This window comes from Paraburkholderia phenoliruptrix, from assembly GCF_019511605.1.
Taxonomy (GTDB): domain Bacteria; phylum Pseudomonadota; class Gammaproteobacteria; order Burkholderiales; family Burkholderiaceae; genus Paraburkholderia; species Paraburkholderia phenoliruptrix_A.
The window spans coordinates 191156-209814 of sequence record NZ_JAEUAV010000003.1; the positions used below are offsets into that span (position 1 = coordinate 191156).

General features: G+C 65.3%; 15 protein-coding genes. 4 read left to right on the forward strand and 11 right to left on the reverse strand.

From position 1 onward, the window contains the following. Positions 1 to 149: 149 nt before the first annotated feature. The gene (locus JNB89_RS07045) at positions 150 to 1469 is read left to right on the forward strand and encodes a sigma-70 family RNA polymerase sigma factor (protein WP_220361752.1); all 1320 of its coding nucleotides are present in this window, start codon (positions 150 to 152) and stop codon (positions 1467 to 1469) included. Here JNB89_RS07045 and JNB89_RS07050 read toward each other — a convergent pair. The 3 genes from JNB89_RS07050 to JNB89_RS07060 all read right to left on the reverse strand — a co-directional run bounded on the left by JNB89_RS07050 (position 1425) and on the right by JNB89_RS07060 (position 6183). Next, a complete protein-coding gene (locus JNB89_RS07050) occupies positions 1425 to 2699 on the reverse strand; it encodes an EAL domain-containing protein (protein ID WP_220361835.1) in 1275 nt (424 codons plus the stop codon). The two genes, JNB89_RS07045 and JNB89_RS07050, sit on opposite strands and share 45 nt — an antisense overlap. A 478-nt stretch (positions 2700 to 3177) precedes the next feature. After that, positions 3178 to 4563 carry a multidrug transporter subunit MdtD gene (gene mdtD / locus JNB89_RS07055; protein WP_041728327.1) on the reverse strand — a complete coding sequence of 462 codons (1386 nt, stop codon included), beginning with the start codon at positions 4561 to 4563 and terminating at the stop codon, positions 3178 to 3180. 210 nt (positions 4564 to 4773) lie between these two features. Next, a complete protein-coding gene (locus JNB89_RS07060; RefSeq protein WP_220361754.1) occupies positions 4774 to 6183 on the reverse strand; it encodes a PLP-dependent aminotransferase family protein in 1410 nt (469 codons plus the stop codon). Positions 6184 to 6351: 168 nt separating this feature from the next. On the opposite strand from JNB89_RS07060, the gene JNB89_RS07065 reads away from it, so the two are divergent. Beyond that, positions 6352 to 6657: a DUF2917 domain-containing protein gene (locus JNB89_RS07065; protein ID WP_013340305.1), complete on the forward strand. Its 306-nt coding sequence runs from the start codon at positions 6352 to 6354 to the stop codon at positions 6655 to 6657. A 420-nt stretch (positions 6658 to 7077) separates the two neighbouring features. Here JNB89_RS07065 and JNB89_RS07070 read toward each other — a convergent pair whose 3' ends face one another. Then, positions 7078 to 8307, reverse strand: coding sequence for a citrate synthase family protein (locus JNB89_RS07070; protein ID WP_220361755.1), 1230 nt, complete (start codon positions 8305 to 8307; stop codon positions 7078 to 7080). A 204-nt stretch (positions 8308 to 8511) separates the two neighbouring features. Between JNB89_RS07070 and JNB89_RS07075 the strand changes: the two genes are divergently transcribed. Beyond that, positions 8512 to 9921, forward strand: a complete 1410-nt coding sequence (locus JNB89_RS07075) for a CoA transferase (RefSeq protein ID WP_220361756.1) — start codon at positions 8512 to 8514, stop codon at positions 9919 to 9921. Positions 9922 to 9936: 15 nt separating this feature from the next. Here JNB89_RS07075 and JNB89_RS07080 read toward each other — a convergent pair whose 3' ends face one another. Together JNB89_RS07080 and JNB89_RS07085 are read right to left on the reverse strand one after the other, a co-directional pair. Then, positions 9937 to 10683, reverse strand: a complete 747-nt coding sequence (locus JNB89_RS07080; RefSeq protein WP_135892932.1) for a GntR family transcriptional regulator — start codon at positions 10681 to 10683, stop codon at positions 9937 to 9939. Positions 10684 to 10801: 118 nt separating this feature from the next. After that, positions 10802 to 10942: a hypothetical protein gene (locus JNB89_RS07085; RefSeq protein ID WP_220361757.1), complete on the reverse strand. Its 141-nt coding sequence runs from the start codon at positions 10940 to 10942 to the stop codon at positions 10802 to 10804. 70 nt (positions 10943 to 11012) lie between these two features. Here JNB89_RS07085 and JNB89_RS07090 point away from each other — a divergent pair, with 70 nt between their 5' ends. Beyond that, positions 11013 to 11858 (forward strand): aldo/keto reductase, encoded by an 846-nt coding sequence (locus tag JNB89_RS07090; protein ID WP_220361758.1) that lies wholly within the window; start codon positions 11013 to 11015, stop codon positions 11856 to 11858. Positions 11859 to 11943: 85 nt separating this feature from the next. Here JNB89_RS07090 and JNB89_RS07095 read toward each other — a convergent pair whose 3' ends face one another. The 5 genes from JNB89_RS07095 to JNB89_RS07115 all read right to left on the reverse strand — a co-directional run bounded on the left by JNB89_RS07095 (position 11944) and on the right by JNB89_RS07115 (position 18257). Beyond that, the gene (locus JNB89_RS07095; protein WP_013340300.1) at positions 11944 to 12426 is read right to left on the reverse strand and encodes a hypothetical protein; all 483 of its coding nucleotides are present in this window, start codon (positions 12424 to 12426) and stop codon (positions 11944 to 11946) included. Positions 12427 to 12522: 96 nt separating this feature from the next. Further along, the gene (locus tag JNB89_RS07100; protein WP_220361759.1) at positions 12523 to 14673 is read right to left on the reverse strand and encodes an ABC transporter ATP-binding protein; all 2151 of its coding nucleotides are present in this window, start codon (positions 14671 to 14673) and stop codon (positions 12523 to 12525) included. After that, positions 14670 to 15539 (reverse strand): ABC transporter permease, encoded by an 870-nt coding sequence (locus JNB89_RS07105; RefSeq protein WP_220361760.1) that lies wholly within the window; start codon positions 15537 to 15539, stop codon positions 14670 to 14672. The genes JNB89_RS07100 and JNB89_RS07105 overlap by 4 nt, the downstream gene beginning before the upstream one ends. Further along, complete coding sequence (locus JNB89_RS07110) at positions 15536 to 16543, reverse strand: ABC transporter permease (protein WP_220361761.1); 1008 nt, start codon at positions 16541 to 16543, stop codon at positions 15536 to 15538. Before JNB89_RS07110 ends, JNB89_RS07105 begins: the two co-directional genes overlap by 4 nt. A 40-nt stretch (positions 16544 to 16583) precedes the next feature. Next, entirely contained in the window at positions 16584 to 18257 is a 1674-nt protein-coding gene (locus JNB89_RS07115) for an ABC transporter substrate-binding protein (protein WP_220361762.1), read from the reverse strand. Positions 18258 to 18659: the final 402 nt, after the last annotated feature.

Here is an 18659-nt window from a genome sequence, read left to right on the forward strand (position 1 = left end):
GCCGCGTGACACAAATTTTTTTCCGCGTGCCTGTCACGCGGCGACCCGCTCAACCGTCAAGCTGCAATGGATGCCTTCGCGGCGCGTCGTCCGGCAATTCCATAGGCGGCGCACGCGTTTTTCACCACGCAAGATCTGGAGGTCCACGCATGAAAGAACATGAAATCGACAAGGCATCCAGCTTCCGGGCTGTGCGCGCCCGTCTGCTCGCGTTGGCGTATCGCATGCTCGGTAGCCGCGCCGAGGCCGAGGACATCGTGCAGGACGTCTGGCTGAAGTGGCACCTTGCCGATACCCATGCAGTGCAGACCCCGGCCGCCTGGCTCACCACGCTCACCACGCGCACGGCGATCGACCGCCTGAGAAATGTGCAGCGCGAACGTGAATCACAGGCCACCGGCTGGCTGCCGGAGCCGTGGCTAGATGAATTTGCGCCATCGGCGGAAGAACTTGCCTTGCGTGCTGCGGAAATGTCCTATGGCGTGATGCTGCTGCTTGATCGTCTCAAGCCTGACGAGCGCGCAGCGTTCGTGCTGCACGAAGCGTTCGACTGCGACTACGCCGAGATCGGCAAGATCCTTGAGCGGCCACCGGCTAGTTGCAGGCAACTGGTTCATCGGGCGCGGGAGCGTTTGCGGCGCGCGGGCGCGCCGTTGCAGCAGCGCGATCCCGGCGCGCACGCGCTCATTGTCGAGCGTTTGCGCAATGCGCTGCAGGCGCAGGACCGGGCGAGCTTGCTCGAGCTGTTCAGCGCTGTGCCAGAAGTCGTCAGTGACCAGCCTTTGTGCGAGTCGCCAGCTACGGTAGCGCGGTCGTCGGAAGCTGTGCCGGCCATCGCCGAATCGCATTTGAACCGCGTGCCGGCGAAGGCACTTGCCGAGGCCGGCGCGAGCGCGCCAGACCTGGCATTCCAGGACTGGATGGAGAAGGTGACCTCGCTCGCGCGTCAGGCGCGGCAGGCGGAGCTCGTGTCGGTGGACGGAATGCTGTCTATCGCGCTGCTAGTAGAAGGGGAGGTCGTCGCGTTGATCGACGTTTCGATCGAGGGCTCAGGCGCAGCGCTGACAGGCGGCGCCAGATGCGGCATGAAAACGGCCAAAACCCCGAAAACGGCCAAAACAGTTGGCAGGGGCGAAGGAATACCGAAGGTTGCACCAGGCAGCACAAGAAGCGCCATGACAAGCGAGCCGAGCCGTGGCCTCGCAACCGGCTTTTCAACTAGCCTTGCAACTAGCCAGACAACCGGTCTGACTCACGCCGAAGCGCTCGACCAGGAACCGCCATACGGCCATACCGAGGGCCTCGCAAAAATTGTTTCGTTGCGCTGGGTCACGAGCGCGTCGCGGTTACAGGCCGTGAACCGTCTGCTCGGCCGCGCGGCGGTCACCGAACTGCTGTCGCGCATTCAGCAACGTTCGCTGGATTCAACTGCGATGGGCCGCGACTTCCCAGTTGATGTCTACGCATAGCACCTGAGTGCCGCCCGACGTATGGGCGGCGATCGAAGCAGTCACGCACAGGTGCGCTTCATTGATCGAGAGGTACGGAGGGGTGAGATGCACTTGACCCGGCGCCCGCATCGCCTGAATGAAATATGGCCGACGCTCCCAGCTTGCGCCCTCGGAATGCAACAGCGGACGGAAGCGTTTGGCGCGTTGCGAGGCGCGCCCGGGAGGCAGCATGTTATCGCCGATCTGCCGTCCGGAACCGTCGAGAATGAAGCAGCGCGCTGTTTCGCCAAGTTTCAGCAGCGGGGCAGTCGCCTCGGCAGGGGGCTGCCCGGCAACCAGTTGCGCCGCGGCTGTTTCAAGCGCGGTGACATATGGTGCGAGCCGCGTGGCCTGCGCGCGGTCGCGCGCGGCAACGCGCTCGCGCAACGCTGCAGAAAGCGAATCCATCAGGCCGGCAGCGGCTTGCGGCTTGACCGGTTCGACGCTCGGGCCGGCGAAGAACGCGCCCTGCACGAAGTCCACGTTGCATTCCAGTGCAATGAGGGCGTCGCGTTCCGTCGTCAGGCCGCCCATCAACACCAATTGGCCGGATTCGTGCAGCAGCGAAACAAGACCAGGCAGAACGCGTTCAATGTGCGAATGTTCGCTTGCCTGCGCGAGAATGCAGCGGTCAAGCGTGACGATATCGGGGCGCAGGTTCCATACGCGGTCAATGTTCGAGTGCTTCGCGCCGAAGCCGTCCAGTGCGATGAGGAAGCCGGACTTGCGCAGCGCATCGATAATCTCCGCGAAGCGCGTCGTTTCTCCGCCCGCCTGTTCGGACACTTCGAGCACTACGCGCTGAGGGGGCAAACCCAGTGCCTTGAGTCCGGCGAGCAGTGCGTCGCCGTAGCTCGTGTCCATCAGCGCCGCTGGATGAAGGCTCAGAAAAAGCCATTCGTCGTGACTGTCGAACGCGTTGAAGTTGCCAAGATGGAGCGACTCCGCCAGCCGTCCGAGTTCCAGCAGGTCGCCGCGCCGCGCTGCCTGCGTGAACACCTCGTGCGAGGGGACTTGCATGGCATGCTCGTCGTGCGCGCGCAACGAGGCGTGATAGCCAATCGCGCGGCGGTGCGACACCGAGAACACCGGCTGGAATACGCTGAAGACGGTGTAGCCGCCATAGAGTACGGTGCGCCGGGAGCCCTCGTCGCCGGCCATCGGGCGGGGAGGCTGAAAGCCGGGAGGATCGAGTTCGATCATGCTCATCATGTCAGTCGTGTGGGGTGGCGGCCAGATTACGGGCTCAATGCGTAATCTCCATGCGCAATACGTCAGTTTACAGGATAGCCGAGCAAGATCTATGCGCATGCGGGAAGGCCGCTCGGGCGTGCGATCAACGCATGGATTTCGCGACTTTGGGTGTTAATGCGGCGTGGACACCCGGATCCGCACTGTGCTGGTGCGAGGCGCGCCCTGTTGCGGACGGCAATTGCAGAGCGCATCTTGCTTCGCTATCGCGCCTTGGTGTTTGGCAAGGTAGGCTAAGCGCGGCGCTTGACTTGAGTGGCCTCCACCCGAGACCGCCCAAGCCTCGATCAGATATAGGCGGCGATACTACATACCGCCAGGAGCGGGCGGCGAGCAACATCATGACGGAGAAGCACTCAAGACCCGCCGGTAACAAAGCGTCTTTGCGGGACACAAAGCGGATCGCCAGTCGCTCCCGCTCGTATTCGCAAAGCGATCACGTCCGCTCCGAAGGATCCGTCTTCTTGGCCGGCGTGCGGATTTCGGGCGACAACTGCGCGAAGATCCACGCGGAGCCCGCAGTGATAATGCCGACACAAAGGAACGTCGCATGAAAAGCCGGCAGAGAGTTCGCGGCCGTCACGCGCGGCAACAGACCTGTGAAAGTAGCGAGCAGCGCGCCCGCAACGGTAACGCCGAGGCTCATGGAGAGCATTTGAACCAGGGAGAACAGACTATTGCCGCTGCTTGCGCCGCCAGTGCCCAGATCCTTGAGCGTCAAGGTGTTCATCGCGGTGAACTGCATCGAGTTGACGGCGCCGAAAAACGCCAGTTGCACGAGCCGCAGCCACAACGGTTGGCCCGCGCTGGTCAGCGAGAAGCTCGCCATCGTCAAGCCGACAAGAACTGTGTTGGCGAGCAGTACGCGCCGATAGCTGTACTTGACGATCAGCCGTGTCACGAGCCGCTTCGACGCCATGCCGGCGGCTGCGACGGGCAGCATCATCAGGCCTGCTTCGAATGCGCTGTAGCCGAGGCTCACTTGCAGCAGCAACGGAATGAGGTACGGCATCGCGCCGCTGCCGATCCGCGCGAACAGGTTGCCCAGCAGTCCGACGCTGAACGTGTGGATCTTGAACAGATCGAGCGGAAAAATAGGCGCGGGCTCGCGCACGGCATGCAGCCCGTAGGCGACAAAGCAGGCGAGGCTCAGAATCAGCAGCACCAGCACGGTCGCATGCTGAATGCCGAATTCGGTGCGGCCGTCCAGTGCGAACGAAATGGCCACCATGCCGACAATCAACAACAAATAGCCCTTCACGTCGAACTTGCCAACCTGTTCGTTGCGGCTGTCCGGCATGAAGATGAATGTGGCAATGCATCCGGCTACACCCACGGGGACGTTGATGAGAAAGATCCAGTGCCACGACGCGATCTTGACCAGCCAACCGCCAAGCGTCGGCCCGATCAACGGGCCGATCAGTCCGGGAATTGCCACAAACGAAAGGGCTGGCAGATAGCGCTCGGCCGGGAACGTCCGCAGCACGGCCAGCCGTCCGACCGGCAGCAGCATGGCGCCGCCCACGCCTTGCACAATGCGGAACACGACCAGTTGGTTCAGCGTGTGAGCGTTCGCGCAGAGCAGCGACCCGACCGCGAACACCAGAATCGCGCTGAAGAAGACGCGCCGCGTACCAAATTTGTCAGCAAGCCACCCGGAGACCGGGATCATCACCGCCATCGTCAGCGAATAGGCGATCACGACCGACTGCATGCGCAGCGGCAGTTCGCCGAGGCTTGTTGCCATCGCGGGGAGCGCGGTGTTGACGATGGTCGAATCCAGCGTCTGCATGAAGAAGCCCGTTGCGACCAGCCACAACATGACCGTGAGCGAACGGGCGGAAGGTGCGCTGGGTGCGACGGTTGCGGAGGCGGGCGGAGTCGGCGGCGAGGACATGAAGTAGCGGCTAGGCGCGGGGGAGCAGGGACTCGCTATTCTAGGGAAAAGCTGCGGACCCCGCAGGTAGGACAAGCCAGTCATGAAGCCCGCATGGCCGCAGATAGAAAAAGTGCGGACCGGGCGCCCGGTTCGTCAACGCAACTGCGCCGCCGCCTTGAAAAACGCCTGCGCCCGCGGATCATTGCCGAATGCCGCGTGAACCCGTATCCACGGGCTCGGCTCCATGCCCGGCCGGAAATAACTGCCCGGCGCTACCGTCACGCCCAACGGCGCGCCGCACTCCACGAGCCGTTCGGCATTGTCCACATGCGGTACGCGGGCCCACAGGAATTTGCCGCCGACCGGCTTCTCGAACACTTCCCAGCCCGCGTCTTCGAGTGTCTGGATCGTCGAGCCGAGCGCGTCGCGCATGCGGCGGCGCAGTCGTTCGAGATACTTGCGATAGGCGCCGCGCTCGAGCAGCGACGCGGTCACCGCTTCGGCAAACAGCGAGCCGCCGATGCTCGTCAGCATCTTGATATCGACCAGGTCCTTGATGATCGCATGGCTCCCGACCACACAGCCGATCCGCAACGCAGACGAGAGCGTCTTCGAAAGTCCGCCGATGTAGATCACATGCTCGAGCTGGTCGAGCGTGGCAAGACGGTCAGTGACGTCGGTCTGAAAGTCGGCGTAGACATCGTCTTCGATGATCGTGAAGCCGTGCTCGCGCGCCAGTTGCAGCAGCCGGAACGCCACGGGCGGCGCGACGGTCGTTCCCGTCGGGTTGTGGAACACCGTGTTGATGAAAAAGAGCTTCGGCCTGTGCAGCTTCAATTGTGCCTGCATGACATCCAGGTCCGGCCCGCTGCGCGTGCGCGGAATGCCGACGAGCCGCACGCCGTGGAGCTTCAGCAGCCCGTACAGGTTGTAGTAGCCGGGGTCTTCGACGAAGATCGTGTCGCCTGCTTTCAGCATGTAGCGCATGAGCAGGTCGAAAGCCTGGCTCGCGCCGTTCGTAATGAGGATCTGCGACGTGTCTGCGCGAATTCCCAGTTGCGCGATGCGCGCCTGCAAATGCTCGCGCAAACTGAGATTGCCGAGCGGCGTCGCGTAGTCGACCATGCTCGCGGGATCGGTGCGCAACACATGCCGTATGGCCTGCGCAATGCCTTCCGTGTCGCGCCACGCTTCGGGGATAAATCCGCTGCCGAGCTTGAGCGTCTCGCCCGGATGGTTGAATTGCTGGAGCAGGTGGTCCGATTCGTCCTCGGCGCGGCGCGGGTCCGACGTGCCATCGCACTGCCAGGCGCCCGGCGCCCGGTCGGCTATATAGAACCCCGAACCGTGGCGCGAGTCGACGTAACCGAGCGACACCAGCCGGTCGTATGCCTCGATCACCGGGAAGCGGCTGACGCCGTAGTCGGCTGCGAACTGGCGGATCGACGGCAACTTCGAGCCGGGGTGCGCGGCGCGCGAGCGGATCCACGTGGTGACGCCCGCAACGATCTGCTCGGTCAGCGGTACGCCGCTCTCTCTGTCAAGCTGGATTTGAGGTCGCATGCTGTTTCCTTCCCGAACGAGGCTCGCGCTCTGTTCGCCGACGCGCGACAACTGTTCGGTTTTTCGACTGCACAGTTCCGATGAAAGTGTTCGGAACTGTGCATGGGTGTCCGATGATCGCACGACAATAATCGATACAACAGAAAAGTCCTTTGAAGGAGAACGGCAATGCGTGAAGTGCGGATTTTCGAACTGGAACATGACGAGCCGGCGGCGGCCTGGCGTGTCGCGCGCCCGTCCACCTTCAAGGTGATTTCGGGGGAGATCTGGTTGACGGTCGAGGGCGACAGCGCGGACTACTGGCTGGCGACCGGCGAATCGATCGAACTGCCTCGCCACGCAGTCACGTGGATCAGTGCGGGGCGGGCCGGTGCCCGTTTTGCGCTCGCAAGCGGCTCCGAGCGTGGCGCAACCCGGCCGACGCGCGGCTTTTCGGTGTCGGAGTGGCTGCCGCGCTGGCTCGGCGCGGCGTGAGGGCGGGCGCTTCGCGCGGGGGGCGGTGAAGCCGGGGCCGGTGGGCCAGACCACGCCCTGACACTCAATTCTCATGCTCAGGCTCCCGCCCCCCGAGCCGTGAGCCCTGAGCATGCCCCACGCGTGAACTCTATGCATGAGCCGTGAGCCCTGACCCTCAGCCCAGAGCCGGAGCCGGAGCCCGCGGAGCCGGAGCCCTGAGCCCGGAGCCTGAGCCCGGAGCCTGAGCCTGAGCCCTGAGCCCTGACCCTGAGCCTGAGCCCGGAGCCTGAGCCTGAGCCCGGAGCCTGAGCCTGAGCCCGGAGCCTGAGCCTGAGCCCGGAGCCTGAGCCTGAGCCTGAGCCTGAGCCTGAACCCTGAACCCTGAACCCTGAACCCTGAACCCTGAACCCTGAACCCTCAGCCCTCAGCCCTCAGCCCTCAGCCCTCAAACTCCCCGACATACCTCGCCCGCGGCCGGATCAATCCGCCGTCGCGCGCCTGCTCCATCGCATGCGCGATCCAGCCGACTACCCGGCCCGTCGCGAAGATCGTGAACGCGGCGCCGGCCGGCAAGCCGAGCACGCGCTCGATGGCCGCGAGCGCGAAATCTACCGTCGGCTGCGCGCCCGTCGTGTCGTGAACCGCGCGCGCAAGCGCGTGGACTTCGCCCAGCGGCGAGCGTGCCGGCGCGCATTCCTGCAGCAAATTCAGCAGCAGGCGCGCGCGCGGATCGCCGTCCGGATAAAGCGGGTGGCCGAAGCCGGACAGCACGGGCCCCTGCGCGCCATGTTCGTGGCGCGACAGACGCGTGGCCAGATAACGGTCGAGATCGGCGGCGCGCGACGCTTCTTCCAGCAACGCCGCGATGCGCATGGTTTCGCCGCCGTGCCGCGGGCCGGCGAGCGCGGCGAGACCGCCCGCGACCGCGCCGAACAGATGAGTACCCGTCGACGTGATGCAACGAACCGTGAACGTCGATGCGTTCAGCTCATGGTCCGCGCACGCTACCAGCGCGGCACGCAGCAGCGCCGCCTGCTGCCGGTTGCGCACCTGCCAGGCTGATGCCAGTTGCCGATGCAGCGGTGCATTCGACGGCGCACCGGAGATCATCGCCGCAGCGAGGAGCCGCATCACGGCGCACGCGTTGTCCAATTGCGCGTCGCGCCCGAGCGCCCAGACCCGCGGCATCTGCGCGGCGGCTGCCGGCAGGAGGACCAGCGCGCGGTCGAGCGGCGCGCTGTCGCCCCACAGCTTGAGCCACGCAGCCCATTGTGCGGCGGCAAGCGGGACAGTTGGCGCCGCCGCGATGTGCGCCGCACTGCACTCCCACAGCAGCGCTGCCACGTCTTCCAGCGATTCGGTGCGCGCGAGTTCCAGCGCATCGCGTCCGCGGTACAGCAAGCGACCATCGGCGACAAGCGTGATCGACGACTCGAGCACCGGTACGCCCCAGTCCAGCACTTTTTGCGCAACCTTGCCGGCGCGCTTGCCGTCTGCCTTGCGCCGCGCGAGCCGCCGCACTTCACGCGCGTCATAACGGCGATGCTTGCCTTGCGCGTGCGGCAACGAACTCAGCAAGCCGCGGCTGACGTACGCATAGAGCGTGGCGAGGCTGATGCCGAGTTCGGCGGCGGCTTCGGTGGCGGTCAACGAATCAGAAGATGGCATGGAGATGAGCGACGAAGTGGCCGCGCTAAGTAGCCTCAGAAGGAAGGTCCAGCAAGCAGCGACAGCAGGCAGCCCCAGCACCTAACCCAGCCCCCACCCCGCAACCAAAAAAAATCAATATATATTGATTATCACAATCAAGATTGATTCAGACAAGGCGCACACCTAGACTCGTTCACATTCCTCGATTCGACTGTGACCGCCATGACCCCCGAACTCGCGCTGGATTCTCTTTGGACGCTTGCCGGCTGCGAGCCGGCCGCGCTCCGCTCGGTCCACTTCAGCGGCACGGAGCCGGCCTTGCCGTCCGTGTTTCGAGTCGGCGCGCTGGCGTCGGCGACCATTGCTGCGACGGGGCTGGCGGCGGCTGAATATCATCGGCTGCGCACGGGGCGCGGGCAGCGTGTGAGCGTGGACATGCGGCGTGCGCTGGCATCGTTTCGCAGCGAGCGTTATCTGCGAATCGACGGCGGGCCGCCGCCCGCGCTCCGCGATCCGGTAACGGGCTTCTACGAGACGCGCGACGGTCGCTGGATTCAACTGCACACCAACTTCGCGCATCATCTTGCTGGCGTACTGAGGGTGCTCGGCTGCGAGAACGATCGCGCGGCGGTCGCTTCAGCGATACGCGGCTGGGACGGTGCCGCGCTCGATCACACGCTCGCCGAGGCGGGCCTGTGCGCGGCATTGATCCGCACGCCGAACGAGTGGGCCGCGCTCGATCAGGCCAAGGCGATTGCGCGTCTGCCGCTATTCGAGATAGAGCGTATCGGCGACGCGCCCGCACAACTGCCGATACGGCATACAGCGCCGTCCGGCCACGGCGGCAGCAGGCCGCTCTCCGGCGTGCGCGTGCTGGACCTCTCGCGCATCATCGCCGGGCCGGTCGGCGGACGCGCGCTCGCCCAGCATGGCGCCGAGGTGCTGATGATCAACGGTCCGCATCTGCCGAACATTGCGCCGCTCGTAATCGACAACAGCCGCGGCAAGCGCTCGGCGGTGCTCGATCTGCGCGAGGCGGCCGGCCGCGAAACGCTGCGCGGTTTGACGCGCGATGCCGATGTGTTTCTGCAGGCCTATCGCCCCGGCGCATTGGCGGCGCACGGTTTCGGCCCCGACGATGCAGCGCGCCTGCGGCCGGGCATCGTGTATGTGTCGGTGCGCGCGTATGGGTACGAAGGGCCGTGGGCCGCGCGGCGCGGCTTCGATAGTCTCGTGCAGTCCGCGAGCGGTATCGCGGTGACCGAGCAGCGCGCGGCGCGATCGCATGAGCCGAGACATCTGCCGTGTCAGGCGCTCGATCACGCGACGGGTTATCTCGCGGCTTTCGGTGCGATGGTCGCGTTGGCGCGTCGCGCGATCGTGGGCGGAAGCTGGCACGTAAAGGTGTCGCTGGCACAGACTGGCCGCTGGCTGCAATCGTTCGGTGAGATTCCTGACGGATGGAAGGCGCCTGAGGTCACGCTCAAGGACGTGCGCGACTGCATCGATACCGTTCAGTCTGAGTTCGGACGTGTGCAGGCGGTGCAGCCGGCGGAGCAACTCGAAGAGACGCCGGCGTTTCTCGCGCTGCCGCCCTCGCGCATCGGCGCGCATGAGGCGAAATGGCTTTGACCGACCGAGCGCCGCTTACTTGCGCAATTCGGCCACGAAGTCGTAGTAATCGTTGCGGCAATACGTATCGGTCAGCTCGATTGCGCGCTGATCCGCCGTGTAGCCCACACGCGTAATCAGCAGCAGTGCTTCATTGGGCGCAATGCTCATCTGCTGCGCGATCTCCTCGCTCGCATTGACCGCGCGAAAATGCTGCAGCGCGCGCACGATCGCCAATCCGCGATTCTCCAGATAGGTGTACAGCGAATCGCCAATCGCCTGCGGATCGGGAATCACCGCTGCGGGAAAGGTCGAGTTCTCGACCGCCATCACGATGCCGTCGGCAAGACGCAAGCGCCGCAGGCGCGTGACGGCCGCAGCCGGCGAAAGCCCGAGCTGGATCACTTCTTCGCGATTGGCCGGCAGGATCTCGCGCGACAGCCACTTGGAACTCGGCGTGAAGCCTCGGCGCCGCAGCATTTCGCTGAAGCTCGACAGACGCGACAGCGGATCTTCATAGCGTGGTGTGATGAAACTGCCGGCGCCTTGGGTGCGCCGAATCAAGCCCTGTTCGACGAGTAAGGCGATCGCCTTGCGCGATGTGATTCGCGAAACGCCCAGCGCCTCCGAGAGCACGCGCTCAGAAGGCAGCGCTTCGCCGGCGTTCCAGCGGTTCTCGTGAATCGCCGTGCCGAGCTTGCGGGCAAGTTGCAAATAAAGCGGCGTGTCGTTTTCCGGGTCCGGGCGCAGATCGCGCCAGCGGTCTTCCGAGGCAGAGGTCATGGGGCTTACGCTAGAAGGGCGAGGAGCAATTCTAAGACATCGGCGCGCCGCGTTATAGCGGGCTTTTGCCTGGTGGCCTGCCGGATCGCGGCGCAGCCGCTAAACTCGTCGCTATGAGTCAGGCAGCATCGGTGCGCGTATGCGCTTGTGCGTGCGCGCCGGCGGTGGGTCGCAAGCGGCGGTAAAAGCCGGTCGCGATCCACATGGTCAGCACGATCGGCGCGATCAGCACAATCAGCGCGGTCCGCGCAATCTGCATGATTAACACCGTCAACAACAGCCAGCCATAGTCAGCACAGCCAGCATAGTCAGCCACTTCAGGAGTCAGCATGACGAGCGATATTGCAAGCGTGAGCTTGCCCGACGGCGAGCGCATCCCCAAACTCGGGCAAGGTACATGGGAAATGGGCGAGCAGCCCGCGCGCCGTGCGGCCGAGATCGATGCATTGAGATGCGGGATCGAGCTCGGCATGACGCTCGTCGATACCGCCGAAATGTACGGCGACGGCGCAACCGAGTCTCTGCTCGGCGAGGCGCTCGCGGGACTGCGCGACCAGGTGTTCCTCGTCAGCAAGGTGTATCCGCATAACGCGAGCCGGCGCGGCGTGATCGCGGCATGCGAACAAAGCCTCAAACGTCTGAAGACGGACCGGCTCGACCTGTATCTGCTGCACTGGCGCGGCTCGGTGCCGCTCGCGGAGACGGTGAGCGCTTTCGAAGCGCTGCGCGAAGCCGGCAAGATTCGTCACTGGGGCGTGAGCAACTTCGATACCGACGACATGGAAGAACTCGTCGCCACGCCCGGCGGCGCAGCGTGTGCGACGAATCAGATCCTGTACAACGTGGCGCGCCGCGGCCCGGAGTTCGATCTGCTGCCCTGGCTTGCCGAGCGCAACATGCCCGCGATGGCCTACAGTCCGGTGGATCACGCGCGTTTGCCCAAACGCTCGCCGCTCGACGACATTGCGAGCGCGCGCGGCGTTTCCGCGTTCCAGGTCGCGCTTGCGTGGGTATTGCAGCAGCGAGGCGTGTTCGCGATTCCAAAGGCGGGCCGCGTCGAGCACGTGCGCGACAACTACCGCGCGCTCGAATTGCGGCTCGAGGCCGAGGAACTGGCCGCCATTGACGGCTATTTCAAGCCGCCGCGCGGCAAACGCGCGTTGGAAATGCTCTGAGCATGGCGCGCGCCGCCGCCACGACATGCAAAGAGCGGACGTGGCGCGCGCCGGGATCGCGGCGCCATGCAGGCGCCGCGTATTGTCAATTGCAGCTGTGATGCATGTGCACGGAGCCTAGCACCGCGACTTCGGCGGGCGTGTGCTTGAGCGAGTCGTCGTTGACCTGCGCCGCGTCCGCGACGAATTCGTCGACGAGCGTGGACACCGGCGTGTTGCGCAGACACAGCGACACGCGCTGCGTTTCGTTGGCGGGCAGCGATGCGCGCTGGCCGAGGAACAGCACGCCGTACTGATAGCCGTGGATGATGCCGCGAATGGCGCCCACACATTGGCCATGCGCGACGTTATCGCTCTTCTGCTTGCAGGTCTGCGCGAGCGAGTAGGCCGAGAAGCTCGGATCGACAGGCGGCGCGGACTGCGACAACGTGGGCGACAGCGGCTGCGCGGCGGGTGCCGCGGCGGGCGTGCCGGTCTGCGCATGGGCGAGTGAAGCGAAGCCGAAAGCGGCGGCCGCTGCAAGGCCCGCGACCGCTCGTGCCGCAAAGCTGGGGACGTTTGGATGCATGTTGTGGTGCCCTCATATCGAACGTTGAATCTGATATGAGGCAATCGGCGCGCTTTGGTTCCAGGCTCACGCGCGCGCCGGCCACATCTATTGCGATCAGTCCGGTCGGGGCCTCTTTGCGGAGCCGCTCGGCGCGTCGTCGGCAACGTCATGCGACTCGCGTCGCGGGGCCGCCTGCAGCACGCGCAACTCGTCGACGGGAATATGACAGCGGATCAGGTGTGTGGCGCCGTCGCCGGCCTGCGCGAACGGCGGGTCCTGCTGTTCGCAGATCGCGCCCAGCTTGCGCGGGCAGCGCGTGTGGAACACGCAGCCGGACGGCGGCGAGGCCGCGCTCGGCAAATCGCCGGAAAGGCGAATGCGCTTTTTGCCCGGATCGCCGCCAAGCGTCGGCACCGACGACAGCAGCGCTTCCGTATAAGGATGCTGGGGCCCGTCGAACACCGCTGCGGCGGGCCCGATTTCAAGCAGGCGGCCGAGATACAGCACGGCGATGCGGTCGGACAGATAACGCACGACGTGCAGATCGTGCGAGATGAATACATAGCTGACGCCGCGCTCGCGTTGCAGGTCGGCGAGCAGGTTGAGAATCGCCGCCTGCACCGAGACGTCGAGCGCGGACGTCGGTTCGTCGCACACCACCACGCGCGGCTCGCCGGCGAAGGCGCGCGCAATGGCCACGCGCTGCTTCAGGCCGCCGGAAAGCTGGCGGGTGCGCGAGTCGAGATAGCGCTCCGGCAAACGCACCGCGGCGCTCAGGCTGGCAAGCCGCTCGTCGACGGCGGCACCGCGCAGCGCGCTAAGACGCGACAACGCGCGGCCAATCAGCCGCTTGACCGAATGCGCGCGGTTCAACGCCGAATCCGGATTCTGGAACACGATCTGCAGCGACTTGACCTGCTCGTCGTTGCGTCGCGTGACGCGTGCGGCGAGCGGCGCGCCGTCGAGTTCGAGCACGCTGCCGGCGTCGGGCGTGAGAAGGCCGAGCAGCAGCTTCGCGAGCGTCGTCTTGCCGCTGCCCGATTCGCCGACGAGGCCGAGCGTCTCGCCGGCAGCGAGGTCGAGCGACACGTTGTCCACCGCACGCAGCGTCGTGCCCGAGACATGGAATGTCTTCGACAGGTTCTGGGCGCGCAGCACGGGCTCGCGCGGCGTGCCGCCGCTCGTTGCCTGAGCGTGCACGGGTAAAAGCGCGCTTGCGCGCGGCAACTCGATTGCACGCTCGTGATAATGGCAACGCGACATCTGATCGCCGTGCGCCGCGCTCACGCGATATGGCGGCGGCGCCTCGCGGCGGCAGCGCTCGTCGGCGAGACGGCAACGCTCCACGTAAATGCAGGCTTGGGTCACCGAGCCGGGCGCGGGCAGGCCGCCGGCAATCGTGTCGAGCCGCTCGCTGTCCTTGCTGCGTCCCTGCGTGGGCAGGCAGCGCAACAGCCCCACTGTGTACGGATGGCGCGGACGCGTGAAGACGTCCTGGGTCGCGCCTTCCTCGACCAGTTTGCCCGCATACAGCACGCCGACGCGTTCGCACATGCGCCCGATCACCGCAAGGTTGTGGCTGATGAAGAGCACCGCGGTGCCGAGCTCCGCGCGCAATTGCGCGACGAGGTCGAGCACTTCGGCTTCGACGGTGGCGTCGAGGCCGGTGGTGGGTTCGTCGAGAATCAGCAGCGCGGGGTTCGACGCAAGCGCCATCGCAATCACCACGCGCTGCTGCATGCCGCCCGACAATTGATGAGGATAACTGTCCATCACGCGTTCTGGCGACGCAATGCGTACGCGTTGCAGCATCTCCAGCGAGCGCTGCATTGCTTCGTCGCGCGCGACTCCTGCTGCTTCGAATGCCTCCGACACTTGCCGCGCGATCGTCAGCGAGGGATTCAGCGCACGGCCCGCGTCCTGATAGACCATCGAAATGGTGTTGGCGCGCAGCATGCGCAGAGCGTCGGCGTCGAGCTTGTTCACCTCGGCGCCCGCGATGACGATTTTGCCTGCTTTCACCTTGCCGTTGCGCGGCAGATAGCGCAGCGCTGCCATGGCTACCGTCGACTTGCCGCAACCCGATTCGCCGACAAGGCCGTATGCTTCGCCGCGCCGCACGCGAAACGACACGTCTTGCAGAACCTCGCGATCGCGTCCGCGTATCCGGTAGGTCACCGTCAGGCCGACGATAGTCAGCGCATCCGTGCGGTCGCTCTTCGACACGTCGAAGGCGGGAAACGAAGAGGGCGGCGGTCCGTTCATCGGTCGAGCACGCCTTGTACGCCGTCGGCAATCAGATTCACGCCCACCACGAGCGTGGCGATTGCGCCGGCCGCGAACACCACGGTCCACCATGCGCCGCCCGCCATCAGCGTGTACGACTCCGACAGCGCGAGGCCCCAGTCGGCGGAAGGAGGCTGAATGCCGAAGCCGAGAAACGACAGCGTGGCCACTGCGAAGATCGCGTAGCCGAGCCGCACGGTTGCCTCGACGACGATGGGCGGCAGCACGTTCGGCAGGATTTCAGCGAACATGATGTAGGGCGCGCGTTCCCCGCGCAATTGCGCGGCCGCCACGTAGTCCAGATGACGCTCGGCGAAGACGGCGGCGCGCACGGTGCGCGCGGTGATCGGCGCGAAGGTAATGCCGATCACGAGGATCACGGTGAAGTTCGAGGCGCCCACGGCCGCCAGCGCGAGCAGCGCGACGATTACGAGCGGCAGTGCGAGGACGGCGTCGATCGCGCGGCCCACCACGTTGTCGACCCAGCCGTCGAAGTAGCCGACCACGAGCCCGAGCGCCGTGCCACTCACGGTGCCAAGCAGCGTGGCGAGCGGCGCGATAGTTAGAATGTCGCGCGCGCCGACAATCACCCGCGAGAACACGTCGCGGCCGAGCTGGTCGGTGCCGAACCAATGCGCGTGATCCGGCGGCAGCAGCGAGTTGAGCGGATCGGACGCATACGGATCGACCGGCACGAACCACGGCCCGGCTATCGCGCAGCCGATCCACCACGCGACGATCAGCACGCCCACGACAAAAGTCGGCGAGCGCAGCAGCACGCGCAAGCGCTCGAAGCGCGGCTCGCTGGTGGCGCGCGGCGCGGCCGGTGGAACGATCGTGCTCATTCGGCGCTCCTCACGCGCAGGCGCGGATTGAGCAGCACGTGCAACGCATCCGCGATCAGATTGGCGACGGTGTAGACCACACCGATGGTCAGCACGCCCGCTTCGAGCATCGGGAAGTCTTTGGCCTTCGCGGCGTTGTAGATCAGCGAGCCAATGCCCGGATAGTGAAACAGCGTCTCCACCACGACGAGCCCGCCGATCATGTAGCCGAGCTGTGTTGCGGCCACGGTGATGGTCGGCAGGAGCGCGTTGCGCAACACGTGCCGCCAGATCACGACGTGACGCGGCAGGCCCTTGAGAATCGCGGTGCGCGTGTAGTCGGCGTCGAGCGCTTCGACGGTACCCGCACGCGCCATGCGCGCGATGTAGCCGAAGAACACCAGCACCAGCGGCAGCACCGGCAGGATCAGATAGCGCAATTGTTCGAGCGCGCCGGCGTCGGGCGGATACGAGGCCTCGATAGGCAGCCAGCGCAGCCACACGCCGAAGACGAGGATCAGCACGATCGACGAGACGAATTCCGGCACCACGGTGGCCGACAGTCCCGCGATGCTGATCGTGCGATCGAGCCAGCGTCCCGCATGCATGGCCGACCACACGCCGCCCGCAATGCCGAGCGGCACGACCACGATGAACGCGAGCACGCCGAGCTTGGCTGAATGCGCGAGCGCGTCGCCGATAAACGGTCCCACCGGCTCGCGATACGCGTACGAGAGCCCCATGTCGCCGCGCACGAAATGCGCGGTCCACTCGGCGTATTGCGTCATCAGCGGGCGGTCGGCGCCCAGTTGATGATTGAGCGCCGCGACCGCGCGCGCGTCGGCGAGCGGCCCGAGCACAGCGCGCCCGATGTCGCCGGGCAGCAGTTGCCCGCCCGCGAATACGATCACCGACAACAGCCACAGCGTGATCAGCGACAAGCCGACGCGCGTCGCAAGAAAGCGTGCGACGCGGCCGGCATTGCCGTGCCGCGCGGAAGCGAAAGGGTTCACAGTGCTCGACATGGCAAAGCCTGGCCGGTCAAACGCGGCGCGTGCGAGAGGCTCACGCGCTTAGCACCGCGCGGTCGAAATAAAGCTGCGCGAGCGCGGTAAAGCGTACGCCGTTCACACCCTTGCGCATGGCGATCAGTTGGTCGTAGAAGAACGGAATGATGATCGGCGTTTCGTCGAGCAACAGTGTCTGGATCTGGCCGGAAATTTTCTTCTGCGAGGCGAGGTCCACGGCGGCGACGAACTGCGCGACCAGTTGATCGTATTGCGGATTTCTGAAGTGCGCCGCGTTCCATGTGCCGTTGCTCGTGAGCGGCGCATTCAGGAACACGTTGGGCACGCCGCGATGACCGTAGTCGGTGATGCCGAGCGGCGAGTCGAGCCAGTCCGATTTGCCCGGCGTGCCGGCGCCGTAATACAGCGACTGGCTCTCGACCTTCAGGTTGATGCGCACGCCGATGGCCTTCGCGGCGTTTTGCACGACGACCGCGAGATCGGGAATTTCCATGTACTTTTCGGTGGTCAGCGTGACATCGAAGCCGTTCGGCACACCCGCTTGCGCGAGCAGTTGTTTTGCCTTTGCTATGTCGAGCTTGCGCTGCGGCACGCCCGCGTCCGATGAGGGAAACACGGGCGCAAACGGACTGTCGTTGCCAAGCTGCGCGCGGCCCTTGAAGAGCCCGCGCACCAGCACGTCGCGATCTAGCGAGAGAGCCAGCGCCTGGCGCACGCGCTTGTCCTTGAAGAGCGGATTGTCGTTGCGCATATGAATCTGCCGATGCGCGCTCGACTTCACGCCCACTGCCTTGTAGTCCGGATTGTTCAGGATCGCGGCGCCGCCCTGCACGGTGAAAGTGCCCATCACGTCCGCGCGGTGGCCTTGCAGCGCGAGCAGTTGTGCCTGCTGATCCGCATAGAACGAAAACTGTACGCGCTCCGGTAACGCTTTCGCGCCCCAATAGTCGGGGTTGCGCACGAACGACGCGCCCACCTTCGGCTGATACTTCTCGAGCCTAAACGGCCCGGTGCCGATGAAGGTCTTTTCATAACCGCCCGCATAGTTCGCGGGCAGAATCACGGCGTTGTAATTGTCCGAGGAAACGTAGTAGGGGAAGTTGCCGTTCGGCGCATCCAGATGGAAAGCGACGGTGTGCTCGTCGACCACCTTGGCGCCGCCTTTCGAGAGCACGCCCTTCAGCACCGAGAGCGCGGCCGAGCCGCTGGCCGGATCGGCAAGGCGGTCGAAGGTGGCCACCACGTCTTTGGCGGTGAAAGCCTGGCCGTCGTGGAACTTGACGTTCTCGCGCAGCTTGAAGGTCCACACGTCGCCCTTGTCGTTCGGCTTCCACGACAACGCCAGCGCCGGCTTCAGCATGAGTTTTTCGCCGTCGTCGTCGATCAGGAATTCGCCGGTCTGATTTAGCAGCGCGAGGCTCGCGGCATCCGTTACCGTGAGCGGGTCCACCGCGCCCGCCGGCGTGAGATGGGCCACACGAATCGTCTGGTTGGAAGGCGTGCCCGGTTTCGCGCTGCCCTGTGCCCACGCGCGCGGCGCGGTAAGCAGGCCCCCGGCCGCGAGCGACAAACCGATCACGCTCGCATGGCGCAGCAGTTCGCGCCGTGTGATGCGGCCGGCGAGAAATTCGTCGATGGCGTGATGGCCATAGGCGTCGGCGTTGCGACGGGCGAGTTCGAGAGCGGGGAATCGGTCTGCGGGAGTCTTCATCGTGGGAATGTCCAGTCCGTTCGGTTGCCGGTTGTGATACGCCGCGCCAGATGCGCGGCAGGCGACTGCGCGGCGGGCGCAAGTTCGGCGATGCAAGGCGGCTTCAGTTTAAGCGATTGCTCATGGATTGGAGCGCTTGCGGCGGCGGGAGATCCGCGATCAGCAGATAAAAGGGCCGGTGTGTGTCGTCGTCACAACGGTTGCGCCGCATCCGGCCAGACGACGCCGACGCTATGCCGTGCGTGGCGCGCGGCATGCTGCGGGGGTGGCGGTCCGCTTTGTTGGCGTTATAGCGAACGAACCGCTGTCATGAAATCGCTGTGAGCAAAAGGCGCCGAGCTAAGCCGACGAGCTAAGCCGCCGAGCTCAGCCGCCGAAACGAAAGCGCCGAACTTAGCCGCC

Excerpts from the sequence above, each read along its gene's own strand:
- JNB89_RS07045 (WP_220361752.1), top strand. The coding sequence starts at position 150 with ATGAAAGAACATGAAATCGACAAGGCATCCAGCTTCCGGGCTGTGCGC.
- JNB89_RS07050 (WP_220361835.1), bottom strand. The coding sequence starts at position 2,699 with ATGAGCATGATCGAACTCGATCCTCCCGGCTTTCAGCCTCCCCGCCCG.
- JNB89_RS07095 (WP_013340300.1), bottom strand. The coding sequence starts at position 12,426 with ATGCATCCAAACGTCCCCAGCTTTGCGGCACGAGCGGTCGCGGGCCTT.
- JNB89_RS07085 (WP_220361757.1), bottom strand. The coding sequence starts at position 10,942 with ATGCAGATTGCGCGGACCGCGCTGATTGTGCTGATCGCGCCGATCGTG.
- JNB89_RS07090 (WP_220361758.1), top strand. The coding sequence starts at position 11,013 with ATGACGAGCGATATTGCAAGCGTGAGCTTGCCCGACGGCGAGCGCATC.
- JNB89_RS07080 (WP_135892932.1), bottom strand. The coding sequence starts at position 10,683 with ATGACCTCTGCCTCGGAAGACCGCTGGCGCGATCTGCGCCCGGACCCG.
- JNB89_RS07075 (WP_220361756.1), top strand. The coding sequence starts at position 8,512 with ATGACCCCCGAACTCGCGCTGGATTCTCTTTGGACGCTTGCCGGCTGC.
- JNB89_RS07100 (WP_220361759.1), bottom strand. The coding sequence starts at position 14,673 with ATGAACGGACCGCCGCCCTCTTCGTTTCCCGCCTTCGACGTGTCGAAG.
- JNB89_RS07105 (WP_220361760.1), bottom strand. The coding sequence starts at position 15,539 with ATGAGCACGATCGTTCCACCGGCCGCGCCGCGCGCCACCAGCGAGCCG.
- mdtD (WP_041728327.1), bottom strand. The coding sequence starts at position 4,563 with ATGTTGTGGCTGGTCGCAACGGGCTTCTTCATGCAGACGCTGGATTCG.
- JNB89_RS07110 (WP_220361761.1), bottom strand. The coding sequence starts at position 16,543 with ATGTCGAGCACTGTGAACCCTTTCGCTTCCGCGCGGCACGGCAATGCC.
- JNB89_RS07065 (WP_013340305.1), top strand. The coding sequence starts at position 6,352 with ATGCGTGAAGTGCGGATTTTCGAACTGGAACATGACGAGCCGGCGGCG.
- JNB89_RS07060 (WP_220361754.1), bottom strand. The coding sequence starts at position 6,183 with ATGCGACCTCAAATCCAGCTTGACAGAGAGAGCGGCGTACCGCTGACC.
- JNB89_RS07070 (WP_220361755.1), bottom strand. The coding sequence starts at position 8,307 with ATGCCATCTTCTGATTCGTTGACCGCCACCGAAGCCGCCGCCGAACTC.
- JNB89_RS07115 (WP_220361762.1), bottom strand. The coding sequence starts at position 18,257 with ATGAAGACTCCCGCAGACCGATTCCCCGCTCTCGAACTCGCCCGTCGC.